Consider the following 22,935-nt stretch of genomic DNA (forward strand, 5'->3'; position numbering starts at 1 on the left):
TATAAATAAACAATATATAAATTTTACCTAAACTTGCAGAACATTATTACAAGCTCCTGCTATGATCACCGAAAAGGAAATTACAAAAGCACCTGACAGGCCCGGGAAGTCGGCTTTAAGAGAATGGGTAGACTCCGTATTATTTGCCGTAATAGCTGCCACGCTGATCCGCTGGCTGTTTTTCAGTGCATTTGTCATTCCTACTCCGTCCATGGAAAACACGTTGCTGGTGGGTGACTACCTGTTTGTAAGCAAGCTGCATTATGGCGCCACCACGCCGATTACCCCATTGCAGCTGCCGCTCACGCATCAGACGATCTGGGGAACCAGCATTCCCTCGTACCTCGACTGGATACAGTTGCCTCAGCTACGGCTGCCGGGGTTCAGTGAAGTGAAGCGGGGAGATGTGATCGTGTTCAACCTGCCGGTAGAGCATCCGAATTCCATTAACAAATACAGCACCGTGCTGCCCGACCTGCATCCGCACCCCACAGACCTTCGCTCCAATTACATCAAGCGCTGCGTGGCTATTGCAGGGGACCGGCTTGAAGTCCGCTCAGGACAGGTGTATGTAAACGGGAAAGCGGAGCCTAACCCTCCGCGCATGCAAAATGAATATGTAATTTCTGCCAATACGGCGATTAATGAAGAGAATGTTTTCCATAAAAATGGCATTACGGACTATGCTTCTATTCAGCCAGACCCTGCCGACCAGGGTAATAGATTTGCTTATCTTGTAAAAACAACCCCCGCACTTGCAGCTCAGCTGAAATCGCTTGATTTCATTGCAGCGATTGAGCCGGTATTTTCCGGCAAAAGGTTGAAGGAGCCCTACCTTTTTCCTGAAAACGAGTCACTCAGCTGGAACAAGGATCAATATGGCCCGATCCTAGTGCCGAAAAAAGGCATGACAGTGCAGCTCAATGCTGCCAATGCAGCTTTGTACGGAGATGTGATCCGCAACTATGAGGGAAATGAAGATGTGACGCTGGCTGATGGTCAGGTTCTGCAGCATGGAAAAGTGCTGCAAACGTACACGTTCCGGCAGGATTACTTTTTTATGATGGGGGATAACCGGCACAACTCGGCCGACTCGCGGTACTGGGGCTTTGTACCAATGGACCATATTGTGGGTAAGGCTGTTTTTGTGTGGATGTCCATTGACCCCGATCCGGTAAGTGCATTCAGGAAAATCCGCTGGGACCGTGTTTTCAGGATTATAGAATAATATAAAAGAGGCTGCCTTCCCGGGCAGCCTCTTGTTTCTTATTCTTCCTGTGAAAAAATCAATGCGGTATATGGCGGAATCTGCAATGATGCAAAAGCGGGATGATTATCGTACTCGCCCTCCCAGGCGTCCACATCATGTACACCTACATTGGAGAACTCAGAATCATATTGTTCGTTGTCGCTGCTCAGGCGCAGGTGCCATTTGCCGGCGCGCGGAAATCCTACTTTGAAGTCGGACAAGGTTTCAATCGAAAAGTTCAGCACCACGATCACACTGTCTTTGGGGCCGCCTTCATTCCACCGGTGCATAACAATTACCTTCTTGTCATTGTCAGCCCTTACAATTTCGACATTTTGTCCCTGCAAGCCGCCCGTAACCCCAAACCAGTTTCTCCGCAAATGGATCATATCACGGTGCAGGTTCGCAAAGCCGCTGAACTTTTCAAGCCTTGACCAGTCAATCGGATCATTGTCGGAAAACCATTTATCTTCCAGCAAAGGCTGTCCCTGAAAAATCATCGGGATGCCCGGTGAGGTAAGTACCAGCGCAACACCCAGGGCAGCGCGCTTTTTGGAATACCAGTTGTTCACGTCACCATCCGCAATTTCTTCGGCTACCCGTGCCTGTCCGTTTGCCACCTCATCATGTGATTCCGTATAAATGATCCGCTGAAACGAATCCATATTGTAGCGGCTTGTGATCGCTTCTGCTACACCGTTGATATCACGGTCCTGATCATTGGCAGTAATGATGGCATCACGTACGGTATGCACAAACCGGGCATCCCACTGCGACCCGTAGCCCAGTCCGCCATTTTCAACGGTACCTGTAATGAAGTCCAGTGAATGCATATCCTCGGCGATTGTAATGCAGTTGGGACAATATTCACGCACATCCTTGTTGATCCACTGCATCAGGGAAATACCTTCCGGAATGTCGTTGCCCGGATTACCGTCTGCCTTCACATTTCTGATGTAAGGTACCATATCCATCCGCAGACCATCCACATGGTATTCTTTCAGCCACATCATGGCATTATCATGAATATATGATCTTACTTCATTCCGGCCGTAATCAGGCCTGGTACTACCCCAGGGCGTTTCGGCGCGCCAGTCATTGTAAAAGTAAATGCCGCCTCCATCATTTTCAGACCAGCCGTCAAATTGCCAGATGTCGAGATCGGACGGGCCAAAGTGATTGTACACCACATCAAGAATCACCGCAATACCCCGGCTATGAGCTTCTTTGACAAACAGTTTAAGACCTTCCGGACCGCCGTAGTCAGATTCTATGGCAAAAGGATTTGCGGGATTGTATCCCCACGACATGGAACCGGGGAACTCGGAACAGGGCATCAGCTCCACGGCATTGAAGCCCATGCTTTGTAAATAATCGAGCTTCTCGATAGCCGTGTAAAAATTACCTACCTGGCCGGCCTCCTTGACGTGAAAAGTGCCGATATGCAGCTCGTAAACGACAAGCTCGTGCCAGCCGGGCATATTGAAAGACGAATCTTCCCAATTGAAAGATGCATGGTTATAGACGATACAGTTACCCGATGAGTTGGTCATTTTCAGCGCATAAGGATCGTTGCGGTGCAGGGTACCAGCCGGTGTTTTCAGTAAAAATTTATACTCGTCTCCTTCTTTTGAGTTTTCAACCAGGGCACCCCAGAAACCATGTTCTTCATGTTGAAGAACATTGGCATCTTCTTTCCAGTCATTAAACGTTCCGATCACCGAAACGCTCTCAGCATGAGGAGCCCAAACTCTGTAATAAACACCATCAGAATGGCAGGTTGCGCCCATTCCTTCATAATACTGAACTGTCTCGTCAGCTTGTAAATTTTCCATATACCCTTTTTGCGGATTATTTTTATTTTTGAGGACTTATGCCTTATGCGTATATGGTCAAATTGTATGCCAGTCGCAAAACGTGCATAAACAAGATTTAAAACTATACAACACACTTATGAACACCGATCTTTCAGACCAGGAGCGGGTCAGTACGCTCGCGCTTATGCATACCCCCGGCATTGGTTCCGTAACCGTACGCCAGCTGATCAGTTACTGTGGGAGCGCCACGGCGGTTTTTACGTCGGGGTACAAAAAGCTTATCAGGATTCCGGGCATTGGCGACAAGATCGTCAGGGCTGTACTCGATCAGACCACATTTGCATTGGCCACACAGGAGTATGGACGCTGCCGGCAAACAGGTACCCGCCTTCATTTCTTTACCGATCCCACTTACCCCACCAGGTTGAAGCCCCTGTACGATGCTCCGGTCGTCTTGTACACACGCGGAAGTTTTGATTTCAATATGCCGTACACGGTCGGGATTGTCGGTACCAGGCAGGTCAGCGAGTATGGAAAAGCGGTAACGGAGACCATTATTCGGGAACTAATGCCATTTAACCCGCTCATCGTAAGCGGGCTTGCCTATGGTGTGGACATTACGGCTCACCGGGCTTCGCTAAAATGCGGACTGCCGACCATAGGTGTCATGGCCAGCGGCCTGGATGTGATTTATCCTGCATCCCACGCACGTACCGCGCAGGAAATGATGCAGCACGGCGGCCTGGTTACGGAGAATGCCCTGGCTACCAAGCCCGATCACATGCGATTTCCTGCGCGTAACCGAATTATTGCAGGGCTGAGTGATGTTACTATTGTAGTGGAGTCGGGAAAAAAAGGAGGCAGTCTGATCACCGTTGAATTTGCCCAGAATTACCATCGCGAAGTGTTTGCAGTACCCGGTATGATCAGCAGTCCGCTTTCAGAAGGCTGTAACCAGCTCATACGCGACAATAAAGCCTCTATTTTCACTTCGGTGGAAGACATGGCAGGTGAATTGGGCTGGATACGGGCTGGTGAAGACCGGAAGCAGGTGCAAAAGCCGGATACACAGATTTCGTTTGACGGGTTCACACAGGATGAAGGACAGGTTCTGTCGCTTCTGCGACAAAAAGGAACAATCCAGATCGACGAGCTCGCGTGGCATTCGGGCATGCACATGAACAAGCTGGCAACCCTTTTACTGAATCTCGAATTCCAGGGTATGGTCAGGTCCATGCCTGGTAAAAAGTATAGTTTAATCTAAATGCATGGATAAAAGTATCATTCAGCTGATCCAGCAGGGTGAGGGGCTCACAGTTGAATTCAAGCGGACCATTGACAGTTCGTTTAAAATTGCAAAAACGATTGTTTCATTTGCCAATACTGCAGGAGGCAATTTGCTGATTGGAGTAGGGGATAACCGCGCACTGCTCGGCGTACAGTCGGAGCTCAGGGAGTTGCAAAAGCTTGAAAAAGCCACGATGGAGCTGATCGAGCCGGCGATTACCATTGGGATACGTTCGGAAATGCTTGATGGAAAAAGGATCATGCTGATCAGCGTAGAGGAAAGTGCCGATAAGCCTCATTATGCAATCAATGAGCAGCGGAAGTCGCTGATTTATGTTCGTGTAAAAGATAAAAGCATGCCCATACCCCGGTTGTTGCTGCAAGGTGAGGCAAGCGAGAACGTCGCCAGGCTGCTTGAAACCAAGCCTGTAAAGCGGCTGGTTACGTACCTCCGGGAAAATGATGCCGTGAATGCAAAGGTTTTTTCGCGCATGATCAATATTTCTGAAAAAAGGGCTGAACGTCTTTTGCAGGAGCTGGCGGAGGAGCAGGTATTGTTGAAAATCACCCGGAACAAGCCCGAACTGTATAGCTTAAAATGGGCAAAATAAAACCGGATGCAGCACGCTGCACCCGGTTTGCATGTATTTTTCGAAATGCGGGTTAGTCGATACCGACCAGTTCCAGCTCAAAAACCAGGTCCTGGCCAGCCAGCGGGTGGTTGGCATCCAGTACCACATACTCTTCCGTCACCTCACGTACAATCACAGGGATCACCTGCCCGTTTCCGTCCTGGTGCATATTGAGCGTAGTGCCGATTTCCAAAGGCACATCTGCGGGAATTTGCTGGCGATCGAAGCGGATCACCATTTCTTCATTAATTGGACCGTATGCTTCTTCGTTCGGGATATGGATGGTTTTTTTATCACCGATTTCCATTCCTGTCACGCCATCGTCAAAACCTTTGATCACCTGACCGCTTCCCAGCTGAAAGCTGAGCGGCTCACGGCCTTCGGACGAATCGAAAAGTTGTCCGTCCGGCAAAGTTCCTTTATAATGAACCTGCACCTGATCGCCTGCCTTTGCCTGCTTCATATCTTGTAGAGTTGATTGTAAATAAATGATGCCCTGCGGCAACGCGATTGCTAAAATTAATATGCCCGTGCAAAAACCACGCGGCCGGCGGATGGTTTGCCGGTCAGTATGCAGGTACCCTCCTCGTGCTCCTGATCGAGCGGAATGCACCGGATCGTAGCCTTGGTCAGTTCTTTGATTTTCTCCTCAGTCTCGCTGGTACCATCCCAGTGCGCCAGTATAAACCCGCCTTTGTCGTCCAGTATTTTGGTAAACTCGTCGAAAGAATTGGCTTTCACAGTATTTTCCTCTCTGAATGCCAGTGCCTTGTTGTAAATGGATGCCTGTATGTTTTCCAGCAAAGCCTGAATGTGATCTTCAATGCCTTCGAGTGCTACGGTTTCCTTGGTCTTGGTATCACGGCGCGCCACCTCAATGGTGCCGTTTTCCAGATCACGGCCGCCCAGTGCAAGCCGCACGGGAACACCTTTCAGCTCATATTCCGCAAACTTGTATCCGGGCTTATAAGCATCCGAATCATCATATTTTACGCTGATACCCCTCTTGCGAAGTTCCTGCATGATCTGCTTCACCTTCACCGTAATGTCGGCGAGTTGCTCATCATTGCGGTATATCGGCACTATTACGACCTGTATGGGAGCCAGTTTGGGAGGAAGTACCAGGCCGCTGTCATCCGAATGCGCCATGATCAGCGCACCCATAAGCCGCGTACTTACGCCCCAGGAGGTACCCCAAACGTGTTCCAGCTTTCCTTCCTTGTCCTGGAACTTTACATCGAATGCCTTTGCAAAATTCTGTCCCAAAAAGTGGGAAGTCCCGGCCTGCAGCGCTTTTCCATCCTGCATCATCGCCTCAATGCAGTAGGTATTCTCAGCTCCGGCAAAGCGCTCATTGGGTGTTTTTACTCCTTTAACCACCGGTACAGCCATCCATTCTTCTGCAAACTGCGCATACACTTCCAGCATCTGGCGTGCTTCTTCCTCCGCTTCGAGCCGGGTTGCATGAGCGGTATGTCCTTCCTGCCACAAAAACTCGGCTGTGCGCAGAAACAGGCGCGTGCGCATTTCCCAACGCACGACATTCGCCCACTGGTTAATCAGCAAAGGCAGGTCACGGTATGACTGGATCCAGTTTTTGTAGGTACTCCAGATCACCGTCTCGGACGTTGGCCTGACAATCAGCTCCTCTTCCAGCTTAGCGTCAGGGTCAACGATTACGCCTCCTGTTTCGGGATCGTTCTTGAGACGGTAGTGTGTCACAACAGCACATTCCTTCGCAAAGCCTTCCACATGTGAGGCTTCTTTGCTCAGGTACGATTTGGGGATAAAAAGCGGGAAGTAAGCATTGGTATGGCCCGTCTCTTTGAACTTGTCATCGAGGGCCCGCTGCATTTTCTCCCAGATCGAATAACCGTAAGGTTTAATGACCATACAACCCCGTACCGCCGAGTTTTCGGCCAGGTCTGCTCGTTTCACCAGTTCGTTATACCACTCGGAGTAATTTTCACTCCGTTTAGGTAAGGATTTACTCATTATTTGGATTATTTATTAAAACAAAAGGAGAATAGCATGACACATTGCCAGGTTAAGGCACGTGTTGCAAAGATAGTTTTTTATGTTAATTTTGAATGAGTGACAAATTTGTCACGCTAAGTAGACTAGGTCATTCCGGAATCATATAGGAATGATATTTATATGTATATTAGCAACAAACTTTAATCCTTTAAAGCCATGATGTTAAGCAAAGCAAAATACTTGTCTTTAGTAGTGCTGCTGGGAGCTTGGGGATGTACCACAAATCAATCGACATTATCAGGATACGGAGATGACGACCTCTACGGTGGCAACTCCGGTGCCGGGATCGAGATGAATGACAGAGGTGCAGATCGGCAGTTTTCCCGTTCGGACAATCCGGACTATTCCTATACAGGAGAAGGCAGCGAAGGTGGAACGAGCGACTATTACGACGACTCGTATCTTTCCTCCAAAAGTGTACGGCGTGCAGTGGGTAGTGATGTAGGATACAATGCCGGCTTTGCTGACGGATACAGTCAGGCATCAGCATCCAATTTTATGAACAATCCATATGGTGGATTTGGATCCTACTGGCCGGGAAGCGCAGTAAGTATGGGCTTGCAGTTTGGGCTGGGTAATTCCTTCCGTATGCGTCCGTATGCAGGTTTTGGATATGGTTCCATGCTTGGATATGGCGGTATGATGGGTTATGGCAGCATGATGGGATATGGATTTAACGATCCTTTCTACAGTCCGTGGGGATACAGCCCTTACAGCATGTATAGCCCATATGGCAGCATGTACAGCCCTTGGGGTTATGATAGCATGTACGGATACGGATATGGAGGAGGTTATGGAGGTTACGGAGGCTATGGTTACAACCCTTGGGCTTATGGAAGTCCGGTGGTAATTGTTAACAATTCAGCAAAAGGAGTGTCCCGTACCTATGGTCCGCGTGTGGTATCCGGAGGCAGCAGAAGCAGGAGCAGCGAACGTTACAATTCCAACTTTGTAAATTCGTCCCGTGCTGCATCTACTACAGGTGATAGAAACAGCCGCAGGTCAGGCAATGCAATTTCGGCAGGAAGCGATACTTATTCATCTCCAAGATCATCCCGCAGTTACAACCGCGGCGGTGTTGCAGAGGCAGGCGGCCGCACCAGTGCTGATTATTACAATGGAACCCGTGGCGAGAGCAACAATACGTACTACTCGCGTCCGCGTACCTCAGGCAGTACCTATTCAACTGACGGAGCAGGAAGCTATTCTACACCACGTTCATCACGGGGTTACAGCTCACCTTCCAACAGCACGCCAACTTACAGCGTGCCTTCCAGAAGTCAGTCTGATTACTCAGCACCTTCGAGAACGTACTCTGCACCAAGCCGTAGCGCTGATTACAGTGCTCCAAGCAGATCATACAGTGCACCAAGTTACAGCGCACCATCCAGAAGCTACAGCGCGCCGTCCGGCGGTGGTGGCGGTGGAGGAGGAGCTACACGGTCATCATCAAGAGGACCAAGATAACCAATGCGCTTTTAAGTCTTAAAACAAGAAGAAACCCTGCGAAACGTCATAATTTTGCAGGGTTTTCGTTTAATTAACGTTCTAATATTTGTAGTGAATTAACGAAAGCCATGTTGTCAAAACACTCCATCACAAGTCTTGCTCTTTTTGCTGCTCTTTCAGCTTCATCAGTCACAAAGGCACAGTATGCTGCTGATGCACTCCGCTACTCGGAAATAAACCAGACAGGTACTGCCCGCTTTCAGGCACTGGGTGGCAACCATGCTTCTATCGGTGGTGATGCCAGTTCTATTTTTGGTAATCCGGCCGGCCTGGGCTTTTACAGCCGTTCCGAAATTGCATTCAGCCCGGCAGTAACTGCATTGAACTCTAGTACCCGCTACATTACGGGCTCCGGTACCGATAGTAAAGCAAATTTCAATGTAGCCCATGCATCCATGGTCTTCACGAGCCAGCCCGGATTTCAGCGCAAATGGAAGCGCTCGTCGCTGGGTATTTCATTTTCACGCCAACAGTCATTCCAGGGTATTTACAACTTTTCGTCACGCAATGATAAGAGTGCTTACCTCGATAAGGTTATTGAAGATGCGAACAATCAGAAGCTGACGGTATCCCAGCTCGAAACGGATTTTGAAAGTAACGTTTCCAATGGTGGCCCGATCGCCTACTCGTTGCCGGCAGCGTATTACCAGATGTACCTGATCAATCCGACAAGCGCTTCCGGCCCGCCTTATAATCCATTGGACCGTAACAGCGCAGTCGATCAGTTTGGGTCGTATGATGCTACCGGGGCAAATACCCAATGGAATGTAGCCTACGCCGGAAATTACAATGACAAGCTGTACATCGGGGGTAGCGTAGGATTCAGCCGGATCCGGTATGAGTATGACCGGCTTTTTGAAGACCGTTATGTAAGCAGTCCTGAGCTGATTGCGGTACAGCAGGGAGAAAACCTTAAAGTAACCGGTAACGGAATCAACCTGGCCTTTGGCCTGATTTACAAGATTAATCCACTGGTACAGCTTGGCGGCTCACTAACCAGCCCGACATTCACCGCAATACGCGAAACATTTAATCAGAATGTTAGTGCTCAGTATGTAGACAATCTCGTGACAGGTAGTGAAGGGACTTTGATTACTCCTGATTATACAAACCTGGCGGTGGCACCCAATGATTTTGAGTACCGGCTGGCGAGTCCATGGCGGGGATCGGTGGGAGCGACGTTTTTTGTGAATGATAACGGATTCATTACCGGTACAGTGGATTATGTTGGATACGGCGGCATGCGGGTCCGTACCAATTTTTTGAACAGTGCGGATAATGCCGACTTCAAGGCAAATACCAACGCCGAGATCGGGGATACTTACAAAAGTGTGGCCAACTTCAGGCTTGGAGGAGAGTACCGGGTCAATCGCCTGCGTGCGCGCCTTGGAATCGCCTACCTGTCTGATCCCTACCGCTCGGGTATTGATGACATTGACAGGTCCAAAATGCTGTTCTCGGCGGGATTGGGTGTGCGTACCGGCAGGTTTTTTGCTGACCTCACAGGCACATATACCAGCTACAAATCGGCATTTACACCTTATACTTTGAGCGATGTGGAGGAGTACTCATCGGCAGAGATTACCACTAAACCGGTGAATGTCGTTCTAACTGCAGGTTTCTTCTTCTGATTTAATGATGACTATAAAATGAAAGCACCCCGGCCTGAGGTCGGGGTGCTTTCATTTTATAGCAGGGGACGAAGCGTTTCCAGCAGGTGCCCCACTTCGATATCACCGGTAAGCGTAATGTCCGCTCGTGAGTAGTAGGGCCTGCGTTCTTCGATTTTTTGTTCAAGGGTTTGTAATAAAGAAGCTGCACCCGAAAGTATCGGACGGTCGTCCTTCGCATGGCTGTCGATCCGACGCGCGAGGTCAGGAGCAGGTACATCCAGGAAAATACTGACTCCCAGGGTTTGAATGTAATCCATGTTGTCAAAAAAGCACGGAGTACCGCCGCCTGATGCGAGTACTACTGCCTGCCCGGGCAAAATGGTTTTCAGAAGCCGGCTTTCCACATCACGAAAATAGCTTTCTCCTTTTTGGGTAAAAATAGAAGGAATGTCTACCTGCTGATCCTTTTCAATCAGTTTGTCCAGATCAACAAACGTGTAACCCAGGGAGCGCGCCAGCTTTTTGCCGAGGGTAGATTTGCCGGACGACATCATACCGACAAGTATTATGTTCTTCATTTATAGGAAAAGCTCCGGTTATTTAACAAGATCCACTATCGTTGCAGCGTCGGGCGTGTCATTGTAATGCCATTTACCCTTAACAATGCCGTCCTTCAAAAGCCAGAGACCCGGATTGGAGCGCGAAATGGTTTTCAGGACGGTGGCATCTACGAAGTAGTAGGGGACGCTCAGCTGGTGTTGGGTCAAAAATTGCTTAATCTCATCACTGTTGCCGGAAGTCAGGATAATTGGCTCAACACCTTGCCTGCCGGCTGCATTGAGCAGCTTGTTGATGTCGGGCAGGGCTGCGGTATTGATGTCCGTAAGATTTTTGATAATCAAAAAAAGCTTTTTACCCTGAAAGCAGGAATCGGTATAATCCCCGGCATCATTCCATACTTTAAAGTCCGTGATCTTGGGTTTGGCTTCTTCATTGATCACGCTCATTTCTTTGAATTTCAGTGTTGTATCACTCGGATACTGTTCATACTCAAAAGTCTTCCCATCTTTTTCAAATGTATACAAATAGCGCAGCGGCTCCGACGGCTTCATTTGAGCAGGAATGCTTGCACCAACACGGTAGGGAAGCAGGTCGAGCACCGGCAGGTGCCGCAGCACGTATACGGCCAGGCCCAGACAGGCTACGGTCGAAAAGACAACGATGATGCCGGTAGGAATGGGTTTGTACTTTTTCCGGTAGTATACGATAATCAGGATCAGCACCAGCAGAAACAGATCCTTGCCGAACGAAGTCCAGGGCGTGAGCTTGATCGCCGCTCCAAAGCAGCCGCAATCGGTTACCTTATTGAAATAGGCAGAGTAAAAGGTAAGAAAAGTAAAAAATACAATGATGGTCAGCAACATCCAGGAGACAGTCCGCGGCTTGTAGCCGACCAGTAATGCAATGCCCAGCACAACTTCGGCGGTACACAGAAATACCGACAGGTACAATGCCATGGGTACAAGTGCCATAAAGAAGTCGTGCAATGCAGGAAGATCTGTTGCAAATACTTCAAAGTACTCTTCGAGCTTGTACTGCGTTCCTACGGGATCATTCAGCTTGATGAGGCCCGAAAATATGAACAGGAGGCCGACGATAACACGGGAAATCTGAGCAAGAACTTTCATTATATCAGGTGCTGTACCTTATCAGGAATGGTCAGTTTGTTTGCAGGGCATTGGATTTGATCAGGCAGAAAACCGAATAATTGATGATATCCTGGTAGCCTGCCCTGACACCCTCGGACACTATCGTTACGCCCTGGTTGTCCTCAATCTGCTTGATCCGCAGCAGTTTCATCAGAATGATGTCCGTCATCGAACTGATCCGCATGTCGCGCCAGGCTTCACCATAGTCATGGTTCTTGTTAAAAAGCAGCGACTTTACCTCATTAACCTGCGCATCATACAATGCGGTAAGTTCCGTATCTGCGATCTTGGTCCCGCTCTCGATCGCGTTAATCTGGATCAATGCCATCACACAGTAATTAATGATTCCGATGAACTCGGACGATACATCCTCGGCCACTTTCTGAGAACCTTTTTCCTGTATGGTACGGATACGCTGAGCCTTGATGAAAATCTGATCGGTGAGGGAGGGAATTCGGAGAATGCGCCAGGAAGTTCCGTAATCTTTGTTTTTTTTTGTGAAAAGATCCTGGCAATACTGAATGATTTCCTGGTACTCGGATTCTGTGGATTTCACTGCCTGCATGAAGTTTGCTGCTTTAAAGGGATGGTTCGGAATGCGTTAAAATAACAGGCTTTTTCCGCCATGACGCTGAAAAAATATGTCGCAAGTTAACAAAAAAACGATCAACATCAGGGGCAGACTGCTCGATCTGTCCGGGCCTGTGGTAATGGGTATCCTCAACATCACCCCCGACTCTTTCTTTGCACAAAGCAGAGTTCAGTCTGCGGAGGAGATTGTTGACAAGGCGGGAGAAATGTTGCAGGAAGGCGCTTTGATCCTCGATATCGGTGGCTACTCGACCCGGCCCGGTGCCCGTGAGATTGAGCCGGCTGAGGAAAGCGAGCGGGTAGCCGCTGCATTGGAAGTGCTGACCAGGCACTTCCCCGAAGCCTTGTTTTCGGCAGATACTTTCCGCGCGATGGTAGCCCGGCAGGCCGTGTATTCGGGAGCACATATGATTAATGATGTGGCAGGCGGCAATCTGGACCCGGACATGTTTGATACCGTGGCAGACTTGCAGGTACCCTATGTACTGATGCACATGAGAGGCACACCCGCCACCATGAACAAGCTTACGCACTACGATCAGCTGATCCCGGATATACTGAAAGATTTACAACAGAAAGTAGATATCCTGCGCCAAAAAGGAGTGACAGACCTGATCATTGATCCGGGCTTTGGCTTTGCAAAAACCATTGCCCAAAACTTCGAGCTGCTGGCAGGATTGTCGGAGTTCAAACGGCTGGGTTACCCGGTACTTGCAGGACTTTCCCGGAAAACGACCATTTACAAAACACTGAATACTACGGCTGAGCATGCACTGAACGGGACAACCGTGCTCAATACGCTGGCTTTGGAAAGAGGAGCATCCATTTTAAGGGTACACGATGTGAAGCCCGCGGTGGAAGCTGTAAAACTCTGGACAGCTACGACGCGCTATTTAAATAAAATAGTAATTTAGTCGCAAAACAATACTGGTTTTATGCGTGTGGGTTTTCTGAACATCAACTGGGCTGACGTTCTTGATGTTTTTTTGGTGTCTGTTCTTCTTTATCAGGTATATACGCTCGTTCGGGGAAGTATTGCCAGCCGGGTCTTTTTGGGTTACCTGTTCGTGTATGTCTTTTACCTGGTCGTAAAAGGTCTCGGACTGGGGTTGCTGACGGCTATTTTGCAGTACTTTATGGGGGTGGGAGCCGTCGCGCTGATCGTGATTTTTCAGCAGGAAATCAGGCGTTTTCTCCTGATTATCGGCAAATCGACCATTTACACCAACAATGGTTTTCTCAAGAAAGTAATTGGTAGCTCGGTACTTGATCTGAAAGCAAAAAACCTGAGAGAAATTGTAGATGCCAGCAAAACCATTGCTGCAAGCTTTACAGGTGCATTGATTGTACTCAATAAAAGGGACGATCTCAGTAAATATGTGGAAACCGGCGAGCTGCTGGATGCACGCGTATCCAAGCCGCTGCTCGTTTCGCTTTTTAATCAGTACAGTGAATTGCATGACGGAGCAGTAGTAATCGTGGACGGGGTACTCAAAGCAGCACGCTGTGTACTGCCGGTAGCAGACGGAGTGGATATTCCATCGTCACTTGGTTTCAGGCACCGCGCTGCCATGGGCATGAGCGAGGCGACCGATGCTGCCGTGATTGTGATATCTGAACAAACAGGCCGTATATCACTGGCCGTTGAGGGCGAACTGCACAGCAATATTCCCTATGCAGAGCTTGAAAGCCGCATTGAGGAGTACCTCGCCTCGGATGCACAGCGTATGCCGAAGTAAATATTCAGGAGTAGATTTGGCAATATCCTGCGTAATATCTATTTTTGCAGACCAAAACCAGAACGAGGAAAATCAGTTTTATAAAATGGCAAATCATAAATCAGCTTTAAAAAGAATTCGCGCCAACGAAACAAAACGTCTGCGTAACCGCTACCAGCACAAAACAACACGTTCATACATCAAGAAATTGCGTGATATTACTGACAAGGCAGAAGCTACACAGGTTTACAAAACAGTGTCGTCCATGCTGGATCGTCTGGCTAAAAAGAACATTATCCATAAGAAAAAAGCATCTAACCAGAAATCAAAACTGGCTAGGTTTGTCAACTCTCTGACAGCAGCTTAATTCTTTTCTACTTATAAGTAACCCCGGTAATACAATTATCGGGGTTTATTTTTTGTTGTATACAGGCATATCAATTCGGAAACCTTACAGGGCATAGCGGCTTGTAAGGTTTCTTTGGTATAAAACTGTTTTATCCACCCTAAAACCTACGATATCTTTATGAAAAAAATCGCATTATTGGCCTGTATGGCGGCAACCGGCATGTTTGATGCCGCAGCGCAGACGCCTATTACTTTCAATGCCAAAGGATTGGTCGTGATTTCGGATGCAGATATGGCAGCGTCGGCACTGGTCGACGGAAAGCTTCTCAGGGATAATACTGCGAAAGATCAGCTTACAGCGATCAAGTTCCCGGTCGAACGCGGAAGCAAAGGCGTAGGCAGCGCCCTGGTTTCTAATTCGGTACTTGCTCATGGCAAAACACTGGCAGTAGCATCTACGGGCGGCCTTGCCTATGTATTGGAAAGCCGCATTAGGCCCGAGGATGGTGTTGCCGAATACAAGGATGTTGCCAAAGAATTTCCCGCAGGAGAAAAATTGTTTGTCGTAGATGTCAGTAATCCGGCAGCGCCCAAAGCCAAGTTCGGGTTTCCTGTCGGAAAAAAGCCGCTGGCAATTGATGTGAATAAAAATGAGCTCATCCTGTCCACTTCGGATGCCGGCAAGGAGCTGGTTTTCATTGAAGCTGCACCCGACGGAAAACCTTCAAGATTCCTGAATCTGCCCGCAGGCATTGACTCTTCCAGCAGGATCATTGACGTCACCTGGCATCCGTCGGGTGATTACATTGCATTTACTCTGGATAATTCCAGGGAAGTCGGCTTGTACAAGGTAATCCGGGAGGCAGGCAAGCTGAAAAACGTGGAGCTGGTGGGAAAGCCAGTGAAAGTGGGCAGTGAACCGGGATTTGGCCGCTTTTCACCTGATGGAAAACACTACTTTGTACTGGATACCAAAGCTCAGTCAGGCAAAAATGTCGGTCCGGCGGATGTCTACGTAGTGGATTTTTCAATGGATGGGGCAGTGGAGCACAAAGTAAGTGCTCCGGCAGCAGCGGGCCTGAATGCCGGCGCATTTGCATTGAGTCCCGATGGAGGGCTGCTGGTAACTGTCAATGCAGGTAAAAGCAGTGCTGCATGGTCGGAAGCAGGTGCCGGTACCGGGGCATCACTGACGTTGTTTAAAGTAGGCAAAATGGACGGAGCCCTCTCCAAAGTGGCTGACTATCCGTTTGAAGGTATTTATCCTCAGGGCATTGCATTCGATAAAGATGGCAGCAACCTGGCCGTATCCGTTTTTGAGTATATGGAATACGGGAATGGAAACGGCGGCGTGGAGTTCTGGACGGTGACGAAGGGTGAAACTCCCGCGCTGAAACGCCAGGGCGCCAGAGTAAGTGTGGGAAAAGGTGCGCATACGCTGCGCATCATACCATGACATTTCTGAGCATATCAGCAGGGACAGGTTGCCGGCAGCCTGTCCCTGTTTGCTTTTTGAGGTAATTCAAATATTCGAAATCGCTGTGTTTTTAGTACTTTTGCGGTTCATTCATTAAAAGGAATTAAGATGATTACGGTTCAGAACGTATCGCTGCGGTACGGCAAAAGAGTGTTATTTGATGAAGTAAACATAAAATTTGTCCCCGGTAACTGTTATGGCGTGATCGGTGCGAATGGGGCGGGGAAGTCCACTTTTCTGAAAATCCTTTCGGGCGAAATTGAGCCACAGACCGGCCTGGTTTCCATGAACCCGGGTGAAAGGATGACATTTTTGAGGCAGGATCAATTTCAGTTTGACGCATATTCCGTAATGGATACCGTGATTTTAGGGCATGAGCGCCTGTACAAAATCATGAAAGAGCGTGAAGCAATATATGAGAAAGTGGATTTTACGGATGCCGACGGCGAAAAAGCGGCAGAACTGGAAGCCGAGTTTGCTGATCTCAACGGTTGGGAGGCCGAAACGGAAGCTGCCCAGCTTTTAAGTGGGTTGGGCCTGCCCGAAAGCCAGCACCATGCAGCTATGGCCGACCTGAATGCCAACGATAAAGTACGCGTGCTGCTTGCACAGGCATTGTTTGGTAATCCCGACGTGCTGCTGCTGGATGAACCTACCAACAACCTGGACGTTGAAACCGTGCTCTGGCTTGAAAACTTCCTGGCTGATTTTAAAAATACAGTGATTGTGGTAAGCCACGACCGTCACTTCCTGGATCAGGTTTGTACGCACGTGGTCGACATTGATTTCAGCAAGGTGCAGCTTTTTTCGGGTAACTATACTTTCTGGTACGAGTCGAGCCAGCTGGCTTTAAAGCAGCGCCAGGACGCCAACAAGAAATCGGACGAAAAGCGCAAGGAGCTTGAAGAATTTATCCGCCGTTTCAGCGCAAATGCATCCAAGTCAAAGCAGGCGACTTCCCGTCAGAAGTTGCTTGAAAAACTGACTGTGGACGATATCAAGCCGTCTTCGCGTAAATATCCTTATATCGCATTCAAGTCCGAGCGCGAAGTAGGGGACCAGCTCCTGCGGGTCGAAGGTTTGTCCAAGAAAGCCGAGGATGGTACTCCACTTTTCAGTAACCTGAGCTTTAATGTTAACAAAGGCGATAAAATTGCGTTTGTGAGCCGCAATGTGCTGGCAGTAAGTACCTTCTTTGACATCATTACCGAAGGTCAGAAGGCTGATAAAGGTGATTATACCTGGGGAGTTACCATCACGAAATCGTACTTTCCGAAGGATCCTACGCCCTTTTTCGACGTAGACCTGAACCTGGTGGACTGGCTGCGGCAGTACTCGGAAGAAAAGGACGAAAGCTTTATCCGGGGATTTCTGGGACGGATGCTTTTCTCAGGAGAAGAGTCGCTCAAAAAAGCGAAAGTATTGTCGGGAGGTGAAAAAGTGCGTTGTATGCTGTCGCGGACGATGCTGTCGGGAGCCAATGCATTGGTGCTGGACGATCCTACTAATCACCTTGACCTTGAATCCATTACAGCCCTGAACAACGGACTTATCGACTTTCCCGGCTGTTTGCTGTTTTACTCCCATGACCACCAGTTTGTTCATACCATTGCCAATCGAATTATTGAGATCGGACCCAAAGGTGTTCTGGATAAACTGATGACGTATGATGATTTCCTGAAAGACGAAACAGTGAAGCAGCAGCGGCAAAAGCTGTATTGATTTTTTAACTTTGCTTACATAAAAAATGGCCTGCAACTTGAAAATTGCAGGCCATTTTTATTGATCCCTCATTTCAGGAATCGTAGCTCACGCCATATTGTTTGAGCACATCGTCCGGTACACCTTCCCAAACATTGGGTGTATTACCTTTATACCCGATATCTTCAATCCCCATTTTAGAAGTGTAAAAACCCGAAGCCGTCAGGTTCCGCATGAGGTTGAAAAATGCAACGCCCTGGCTGTAAATGGGTTTTGCTTTTTCGGGATAAGCGATGTCATCCACAATCTGCAGTTGCTGGGCTTTGGTGCAAAGGGTGAATATTTTCCCAAACCGTTTTCCTGACTCTCTGTCCAGCCATTTCAATCCGCCACGAAGCGGAGTTTGATGCTGGGGCATGTCTTTGACGATGAACTCGATAAACTCGGGTACGCCCGCCTGGCTGGCACTGCCCGACTTGTCATCTGCCGGAATAATGATATCGCTCAGTACCTTGATGGTCGCAAGCTCTGCCACGGTCAGAAATTTCTCTTTGATCAGCTTTGCATCCCGGATTGCCTCATCTTTGGTGCGGCCTCCCGGAATTTTAAGCGGAGTTTCCGGCGGATTCGCCGTGTCCAGCTCGCGCTGTTCAGCCAGCGACACTTGCGGGTTCAATGCGCTGATCCCCAGTGAGCTGAGCGTTAAAGCTCTTAATGAATCTCTGCGTTTCATATATGTTGAATGTTGAAACAGGGTTCGTTAAACTAGATGTTCTTTTGCTTGACCTGGTTGATAATGTACTCCGAAGTCCGCATGGACAATGCAAGGATCGTCCAGGTCGGGTTTTTGTCGGCTTGTGATACGAAGGATGCACCATCGACCACGAATACGTTTTTGGCATCATGAGCCTGTGAAAACTTGTTCAATGCAGCGGTTTTCGGATCATCACCCATACGTGCCGTACCTACCTCGTGGATAATCCTGCCCGGGGCCGCAATGCCGTAGTTGGAATCTGCACCCGGTTTGCTGCCGGTAGCAACTCCGCCCAGCGCATGAATGATCTCTTCAAAAGTATCATGCATGTGTTTGGCCTGCTTGATCTCGTAATCTGCCCATTTGTAGTGGAACCTCAGTACCGGAATACCGTATTTATCAACCACATTAGGGTCTATTTCACAGTAGTTATCAAAGTTTGGCACCGCCTCGCCGCGGCCGGCCATCCCTACATATGCTCCGTAAAAACGCCTGTAATCCTCTTTCAGAGAGGCACCATAGCCACCGGCCGGTTTCATCACACCTGCTGCGGTCGGGTATTTTCCATTCATACCTTCAATACCCGCACCGAAGCCGTAGCTTGGCATACCCATACCTCCGCCGTACTCAATGTGGTAACCTCTCGGGAAGTCGAGTTTCTTATTATCAAGCCACCACGGTGTGTACACGTGCATACCGCCTACACCATCCTCATTGTAGCGTTTGCGATCCATCAGGTGGGGCAGGAATGCTCCCCGTGATGCGCCGGTTGAATCGTGCAGGTAGTGACCTACTACGCCGCTGGAGTTGGCCAGACCATTGGCGTGGCGCTCCGATTTTGAGTTCAGTAAAAGACGCGCAGTCTCGCCCGCACTGGCTGCAAGTACTACCACCTTGGCTTTTACAGTATGTTCCGTCAGCTTCTCGCGATCCACGTAGGATACGCCCGTAGCAAGCCCGGTAGAAGGATCCGTGAGTACTTCGCGTGCCATCGCATTGTTGATCAGCGTAACATTGCCTGTTTTGATCGCCGGAATACACAATACGGACGAAGCCGAAAAGTCGGCATAGGCCTGACATGCACGGGAGCACTGGCTGCAATAAAAACAAACCCCACGCTGATCGTTGATAGGTTTGGTGAGAATGGAAAGGCGGGACGGAATCACCGGGATGTTCACCTTTTTACCCGCCTGCTTTAAAAAGAGCTCGTGCAGACGTGGCTTGGGCGGAGGCAGAAAAATACCATCCGGCTCATTATCCATGTTTTCCACAGTCCCGAAAACGCCGATCAGCTTGTCTACCTGGTCATAGTATGGCTTAACATCGTCATATCCGATCGGCCAGTCGTCACCGAGGCCGTCAATGCTTTTTCTTTTGAAATCTTTCGGTCCGAAACGCAGCGAAATGCGGCCCCAGTGGTTGGTACGGCCGCCAAGCATCCTCGACCTGAACCAGTCAAACTGTGTTCCGTTTTTATGTGTGTACGGTTCACCATCTATCTCCCAACCTCCCCATGCCGCATCGAAGTCACCAAAAGGCCGGTGGTTGGAAGCTCCGCGCCGTGGAGATTCCCAGGGCCATTTCAACTGTGTGATGTATTTGGGATCGGCAGGGTCAAAATATCCACCTGCTTCCAGCAGGGCCACCTTGGCACCAGCCTTCGCAAGTTGATACGCTGCCATTCCTCCTCCCGCTCCTGATCCTATGATGCAGACATCATACACGGTAGGTTGTTCTTTGATTTGAAACATAGTAAAGGGACAGTTTAGAAAATGCTATTTATTCATTAAATATAACCACCGATCGGGTACTACATGCGTGAGAGCGTATTTTTGATGTTTATTTAAAACGAATCTAAATGAATACTGCTCGGCGCGTAAGCATTGTAAATACTTGAAAAATACAAATCAGTGTTTCAAGGTTTGGGAGGCATTCATTTCCTTCTTTACCGCAAATGCATGCACGGGTTTACCTGAATGAATGTATTTTTGTATCTAAAAAAACAGGAAACTTGGCTACAATTAGCAATGATATCGGGCTTGCAAAAGCATTTTTGGTCCGCGGGGAGCTGGTGGCAATTCCTACCGAAACCGTGTATGGACTGGCTGGCAATGCACTCGACGAGCAGGCTGTCCTCTCCATTTTTGAAGTAAAAAACCGCCCGTCTTTTGATCCCCTGATTATTCATACGGACTCACTTGAAAAGGTGCACCAATATGTTTCGGAGATTCCGGAGGCTGCGCTCGCACTTGCGCAGCGCTTTTGGCCCGGGCCTCTCACGCTGCTTTTACCCAAAAAATCCATTGTTCCCGACCTCGTAACCTCAGGCCTTGACCGCGTTGCAGTTCGGATTCCGCAGCATGGCCTGCTGCTGGACCTGCTGAAAGAACTGGATTTTCCCCTTGCTGCTCCAAGCGCCAACCCTTTCGGATATATCAGTCCTACTACCGCGGCCCATGTCAATGCACAGCTCGGCTCCCGCATCCCCTACATTCTCGACGGTGGAGCGAGCAGGGTAGGCATTGAGTCAACCATTGTTGGTTTTGAAGACGGACAAGCCACGGTGTACCGGCTGGGCGGTCTGGCTGTAGACGAAATCGAGAAGGTAATCGGTGCCGTGAACGTGACCGCCCATAGTTCGTCCAACCCGGCTGCGCCCGGCATGTTAAAAAGCCATTATGCTCCCAGAAAACCGCTTTTCCTGGGAAACAGGGAAAGTTTCACACCTGGGCACGGCGAATGTGGATATCTTCTTTTTGACCAATACCTGAACGATCGCGATACGAAGTACCAGCGGCTGCTGAGCCCCTCAGGAAATATGCACGAGGCGGCACATAACCTTTTTGCCTGCCTGCGGGAACTAGATGCCCTGGATATTGCAACGATTTATGCAGAGAAGGTACCTGTTGCAGGTCTTGGAGCTGCTATCAACGACCGGCTGCAGCGGGCTGCCGCGCCGCAGCATGATCAGGCAAAAAACTGAGGATGGAAATTCATCAGGAAAACTTCGTCTGTGGCGCGGGTTACGGCCGTGTACAGCCAGCGGACAAATTCGGTATTGATCTGCTCTTCCGGCAGGTAACCCTGGTCAATAAACACTGCGCTCCATTGCCCGCCCTGCGATTTGTGGCAGGTAAGTGCGTAGGCAAACTTGACCTGCAATGCATTCAGATACGGATCTTTGCGCAGGGCCTCAGCCCGCTCTTTTTTTGATTTGATATGAAAGTAATCCTCTTGCACGCTTTCATAAAGCTTCTTATTGTCTTCATTCGACATGGAAGGTGAGGCCGAATGGAGGGTGTCCAGGAAGATCTTGGCATCAAATTCGGGCTGCTTTTCGTAATCAGTCAGCCGCAGGGTTACGTCTGCAAAACGGAAACCATACATTTCCTGCGTTTTCCGGATTTTCAAAAGTTCTACAAAATCTCCGTTTGCAATAAAGCCGGCCGGCGAATCCTCATCAAGGATATTATAATTGTTGCGCACCACCATCAGGCGGTCACCGGCATCGAGTTCTTCTTCGGAAAAATGGATCATGCGCCGGACGTACTCGTTGTACTGGACAGCCGTACGGTTGGACCGCGTGAGAATAATGACATTTTCCTGCCCGAATTTATCATAAGTGTACCGGAGCCCTTCTTCGAGCTTGTCTCCCTTCATTTTGAAAACATCGGGGAACGAGCGGGTTTTGATGCTGATCACCGGGGGCTCGGCATTCAGCTGGTCCCGCAGCTGGGTTGCATTGAACAGGATCCCTGACAGTTCGTCCTGGCGCATGACCTCGCGCAGCTCTTCCTCAAACACAGACATATAGAATGTTCTTTCCATATAATCCTTGTCCAGGGCAGGACTGGTGTCCTTACCCACGGGAGGTAGCTGGGCCGTATCACCGACGAGCATCAGCTTGTTGCCGGGATTCTGAAAAACAAATTCCACCAGGTCAGCTAGCAGGCTGCGGTTTCCAAAATCGGCCTCATCGGTGATCATAGAAGCTTCATCCACGATAAAAAGAGTGTTATCGTGGTAATTCTTCTGCCGCTGAAATGCCAGGCTGCCGGTGTATGCGTCCGCTATCTGCTTGTAAATTTTCTTGTGGATGGTCAGCGCAGGTTTTTCCGAGTAGCCGGACATCACCTTGGCCGCGCGGCCGGTAGGAGCGAGGAGTACCGATTTGTAGCCAAAATTTTTCAGAACCTTGATCAGGGTACTGATGATCGTCGTTTTGCCGGTACCTGCATATCCTTTCAGCAAAAAACAATCGCGGTACCTTTCCAGACCTTTTTCTTCAAGCAGAAAATCATTGGTCTGCTCGAAAAAACGAAGCTGCCCCGCAGTCGGCCTGAAAGGGAAACGCTTTCGCAGGAGCTGGGAAGGCAGTAGTTTTTCGGTATCCATAAACGAAACTAATCCCGGATTTCGGAATATCAAAGTATGGTTTGACGAACAAAAATATAGCTGGATTTTATTGCATTTAAGTACGATTAATTTCTAAA

At 49.0% G+C, this 22,935-nt stretch carries 20 protein-coding genes; 11 read left to right on the forward strand and 9 right to left on the reverse strand.

What is annotated here, in order from left to right:
* Positions 1–61 precede the first annotated feature (61 nt).
* A complete protein-coding gene (lepB, locus tag HWI92_RS01065) occupies positions 62–1,228 on the forward strand; it encodes a signal peptidase I (RefSeq protein WP_204660363.1) in 1,167 nt (388 codons plus the stop codon).
* A gap of 38 nt (positions 1,229–1,266) precedes the next feature.
* Here lepB and HWI92_RS01070 read toward each other — a convergent pair whose 3' ends face one another.
* Complete coding sequence (locus tag HWI92_RS01070) at positions 1,267–3,084, reverse strand: alpha-amylase family glycosyl hydrolase (protein WP_204660364.1); 1,818 nt, start codon at positions 3,082–3,084, stop codon at positions 1,267–1,269.
* 118 nt (positions 3,085–3,202) lie between these two features.
* On the opposite strand from HWI92_RS01070, the gene dprA reads away from it, so the two are divergent.
* Together dprA and HWI92_RS01080 are read left to right on the forward strand one after the other, a co-directional pair.
* Positions 3,203–4,330: a DNA-processing protein DprA gene (dprA, locus tag HWI92_RS01075; RefSeq protein WP_204660365.1), complete on the forward strand. Its 1,128-nt coding sequence runs from the start codon at positions 3,203–3,205 to the stop codon at positions 4,328–4,330.
* A 4-nt stretch (positions 4,331–4,334) separates the two neighbouring features.
* Positions 4,335–4,964 carry an AlbA family DNA-binding domain-containing protein gene (locus tag HWI92_RS01080; protein WP_204660366.1) on the forward strand — a complete coding sequence of 210 codons (630 nt, stop codon included), beginning with the start codon at positions 4,335–4,337 and terminating at the stop codon, positions 4,962–4,964.
* 52 nt (positions 4,965–5,016) lie between these two features.
* Here the strand turns inward: HWI92_RS01080 and HWI92_RS01085 are convergent, their stop codons facing one another.
* Entirely contained in the window at positions 5,017–5,448 is a 432-nt protein-coding gene (locus tag HWI92_RS01085) for an FKBP-type peptidyl-prolyl cis-trans isomerase (protein ID WP_204660367.1), read from the reverse strand.
* 56 nt (positions 5,449–5,504) lie between these two features.
* Complete coding sequence (gene proS, locus HWI92_RS01090; protein WP_204660368.1) at positions 5,505–6,980, reverse strand: proline--tRNA ligase; 1,476 nt, start codon at positions 6,978–6,980, stop codon at positions 5,505–5,507.
* Between the two features lie 198 nt (positions 6,981–7,178).
* Here proS and HWI92_RS01095 point away from each other — a divergent pair, with 198 nt between their 5' ends.
* Together HWI92_RS01095 and HWI92_RS01100 are read left to right on the forward strand one after the other, a co-directional pair.
* Entirely contained in the window at positions 7,179–8,489 is a 1,311-nt protein-coding gene (locus tag HWI92_RS01095) for a hypothetical protein (protein WP_229248684.1), read from the forward strand.
* A gap of 110 nt (positions 8,490–8,599) precedes the next feature.
* The gene (locus HWI92_RS01100) at positions 8,600–10,162 is read left to right on the forward strand and encodes an OmpP1/FadL family transporter (protein ID WP_229248686.1); all 1,563 of its coding nucleotides are present in this window, start codon (positions 8,600–8,602) and stop codon (positions 10,160–10,162) included.
* Positions 10,163–10,218: 56 nt separating this feature from the next.
* Here the strand turns inward: HWI92_RS01100 and HWI92_RS01105 are convergent, their stop codons facing one another.
* From HWI92_RS01105 to HWI92_RS01115, 3 genes are read right to left on the reverse strand one after another with little or no spacing between them, the layout of a single operon-like run.
* A complete protein-coding gene (locus tag HWI92_RS01105) occupies positions 10,219–10,722 on the reverse strand; it encodes a shikimate kinase (RefSeq protein WP_204660369.1) in 504 nt (167 codons plus the stop codon).
* Positions 10,723–10,740: 18 nt separating this feature from the next.
* Positions 10,741–11,832: a BT_3928 family protein gene (locus tag HWI92_RS01110; RefSeq protein ID WP_204660370.1), complete on the reverse strand. Its 1,092-nt coding sequence runs from the start codon at positions 11,830–11,832 to the stop codon at positions 10,741–10,743.
* Positions 11,833–11,863: 31 nt separating this feature from the next.
* The gene (locus HWI92_RS01115; RefSeq protein WP_204660371.1) at positions 11,864–12,409 is read right to left on the reverse strand and encodes a DUF1599 domain-containing protein; all 546 of its coding nucleotides are present in this window, start codon (positions 12,407–12,409) and stop codon (positions 11,864–11,866) included.
* 85 nt (positions 12,410–12,494) lie between these two features.
* On the opposite strand from HWI92_RS01115, the gene folP reads away from it, so the two are divergent.
* From folP to HWI92_RS01140, 5 genes are all read left to right on the forward strand, one after another.
* Complete coding sequence (folP, locus tag HWI92_RS01120) at positions 12,495–13,358, forward strand: dihydropteroate synthase (RefSeq protein WP_204660372.1); 864 nt, start codon at positions 12,495–12,497, stop codon at positions 13,356–13,358.
* A gap of 21 nt (positions 13,359–13,379) precedes the next feature.
* Positions 13,380–14,183, forward strand: coding sequence for a diadenylate cyclase CdaA (gene cdaA, locus HWI92_RS01125; RefSeq protein ID WP_204660373.1), 804 nt, complete (start codon positions 13,380–13,382; stop codon positions 14,181–14,183).
* 85 nt (positions 14,184–14,268) lie between these two features.
* Positions 14,269–14,529 carry a 30S ribosomal protein S20 gene (gene rpsT, locus HWI92_RS01130; protein ID WP_204660374.1) on the forward strand — a complete coding sequence of 87 codons (261 nt, stop codon included), beginning with the start codon at positions 14,269–14,271 and terminating at the stop codon, positions 14,527–14,529.
* A gap of 159 nt (positions 14,530–14,688) precedes the next feature.
* Positions 14,689–15,966 carry a beta-propeller fold lactonase family protein gene (locus tag HWI92_RS01135; RefSeq protein WP_204660375.1) on the forward strand — a complete coding sequence of 426 codons (1,278 nt, stop codon included), beginning with the start codon at positions 14,689–14,691 and terminating at the stop codon, positions 15,964–15,966.
* Between the two features lie 129 nt (positions 15,967–16,095).
* A complete protein-coding gene (locus HWI92_RS01140) occupies positions 16,096–17,709 on the forward strand; it encodes an ABC-F family ATP-binding cassette domain-containing protein (RefSeq protein ID WP_204660376.1) in 1,614 nt (537 codons plus the stop codon).
* Between the two features lie 73 nt (positions 17,710–17,782).
* Here the strand turns inward: HWI92_RS01140 and HWI92_RS01145 are convergent, their stop codons facing one another.
* Both HWI92_RS01145 and HWI92_RS01150 read right to left on the reverse strand, forming a co-directional pair.
* Positions 17,783–18,421 carry a gluconate 2-dehydrogenase subunit 3 family protein gene (locus tag HWI92_RS01145; RefSeq protein WP_204660377.1) on the reverse strand — a complete coding sequence of 213 codons (639 nt, stop codon included), beginning with the start codon at positions 18,419–18,421 and terminating at the stop codon, positions 17,783–17,785.
* A 32-nt stretch (positions 18,422–18,453) separates the two neighbouring features.
* The gene (locus HWI92_RS01150; RefSeq protein WP_204660378.1) at positions 18,454–20,193 is read right to left on the reverse strand and encodes a GMC oxidoreductase; all 1,740 of its coding nucleotides are present in this window, start codon (positions 20,191–20,193) and stop codon (positions 18,454–18,456) included.
* A gap of 260 nt (positions 20,194–20,453) precedes the next feature.
* On the opposite strand from HWI92_RS01150, the gene HWI92_RS01155 reads away from it, so the two are divergent.
* Positions 20,454–21,425, forward strand: a complete 972-nt coding sequence (locus HWI92_RS01155; protein WP_204660379.1) for an L-threonylcarbamoyladenylate synthase — start codon at positions 20,454–20,456, stop codon at positions 21,423–21,425.
* Here the strand turns inward: HWI92_RS01155 and HWI92_RS01160 are convergent.
* Complete coding sequence (locus tag HWI92_RS01160; protein ID WP_204660380.1) at positions 21,410–22,837, reverse strand: ATP-dependent DNA helicase; 1,428 nt, start codon at positions 22,835–22,837, stop codon at positions 21,410–21,412. The genes HWI92_RS01155 and HWI92_RS01160 overlap by 16 nt on opposite strands.
* Positions 22,838–22,935 lie beyond the last annotated feature (98 nt).

The organism is Dyadobacter sandarakinus, from assembly GCF_016894445.1.
GTDB lineage: Bacteria > Bacteroidota > Bacteroidia > Cytophagales > Spirosomataceae > Dyadobacter > Dyadobacter sandarakinus.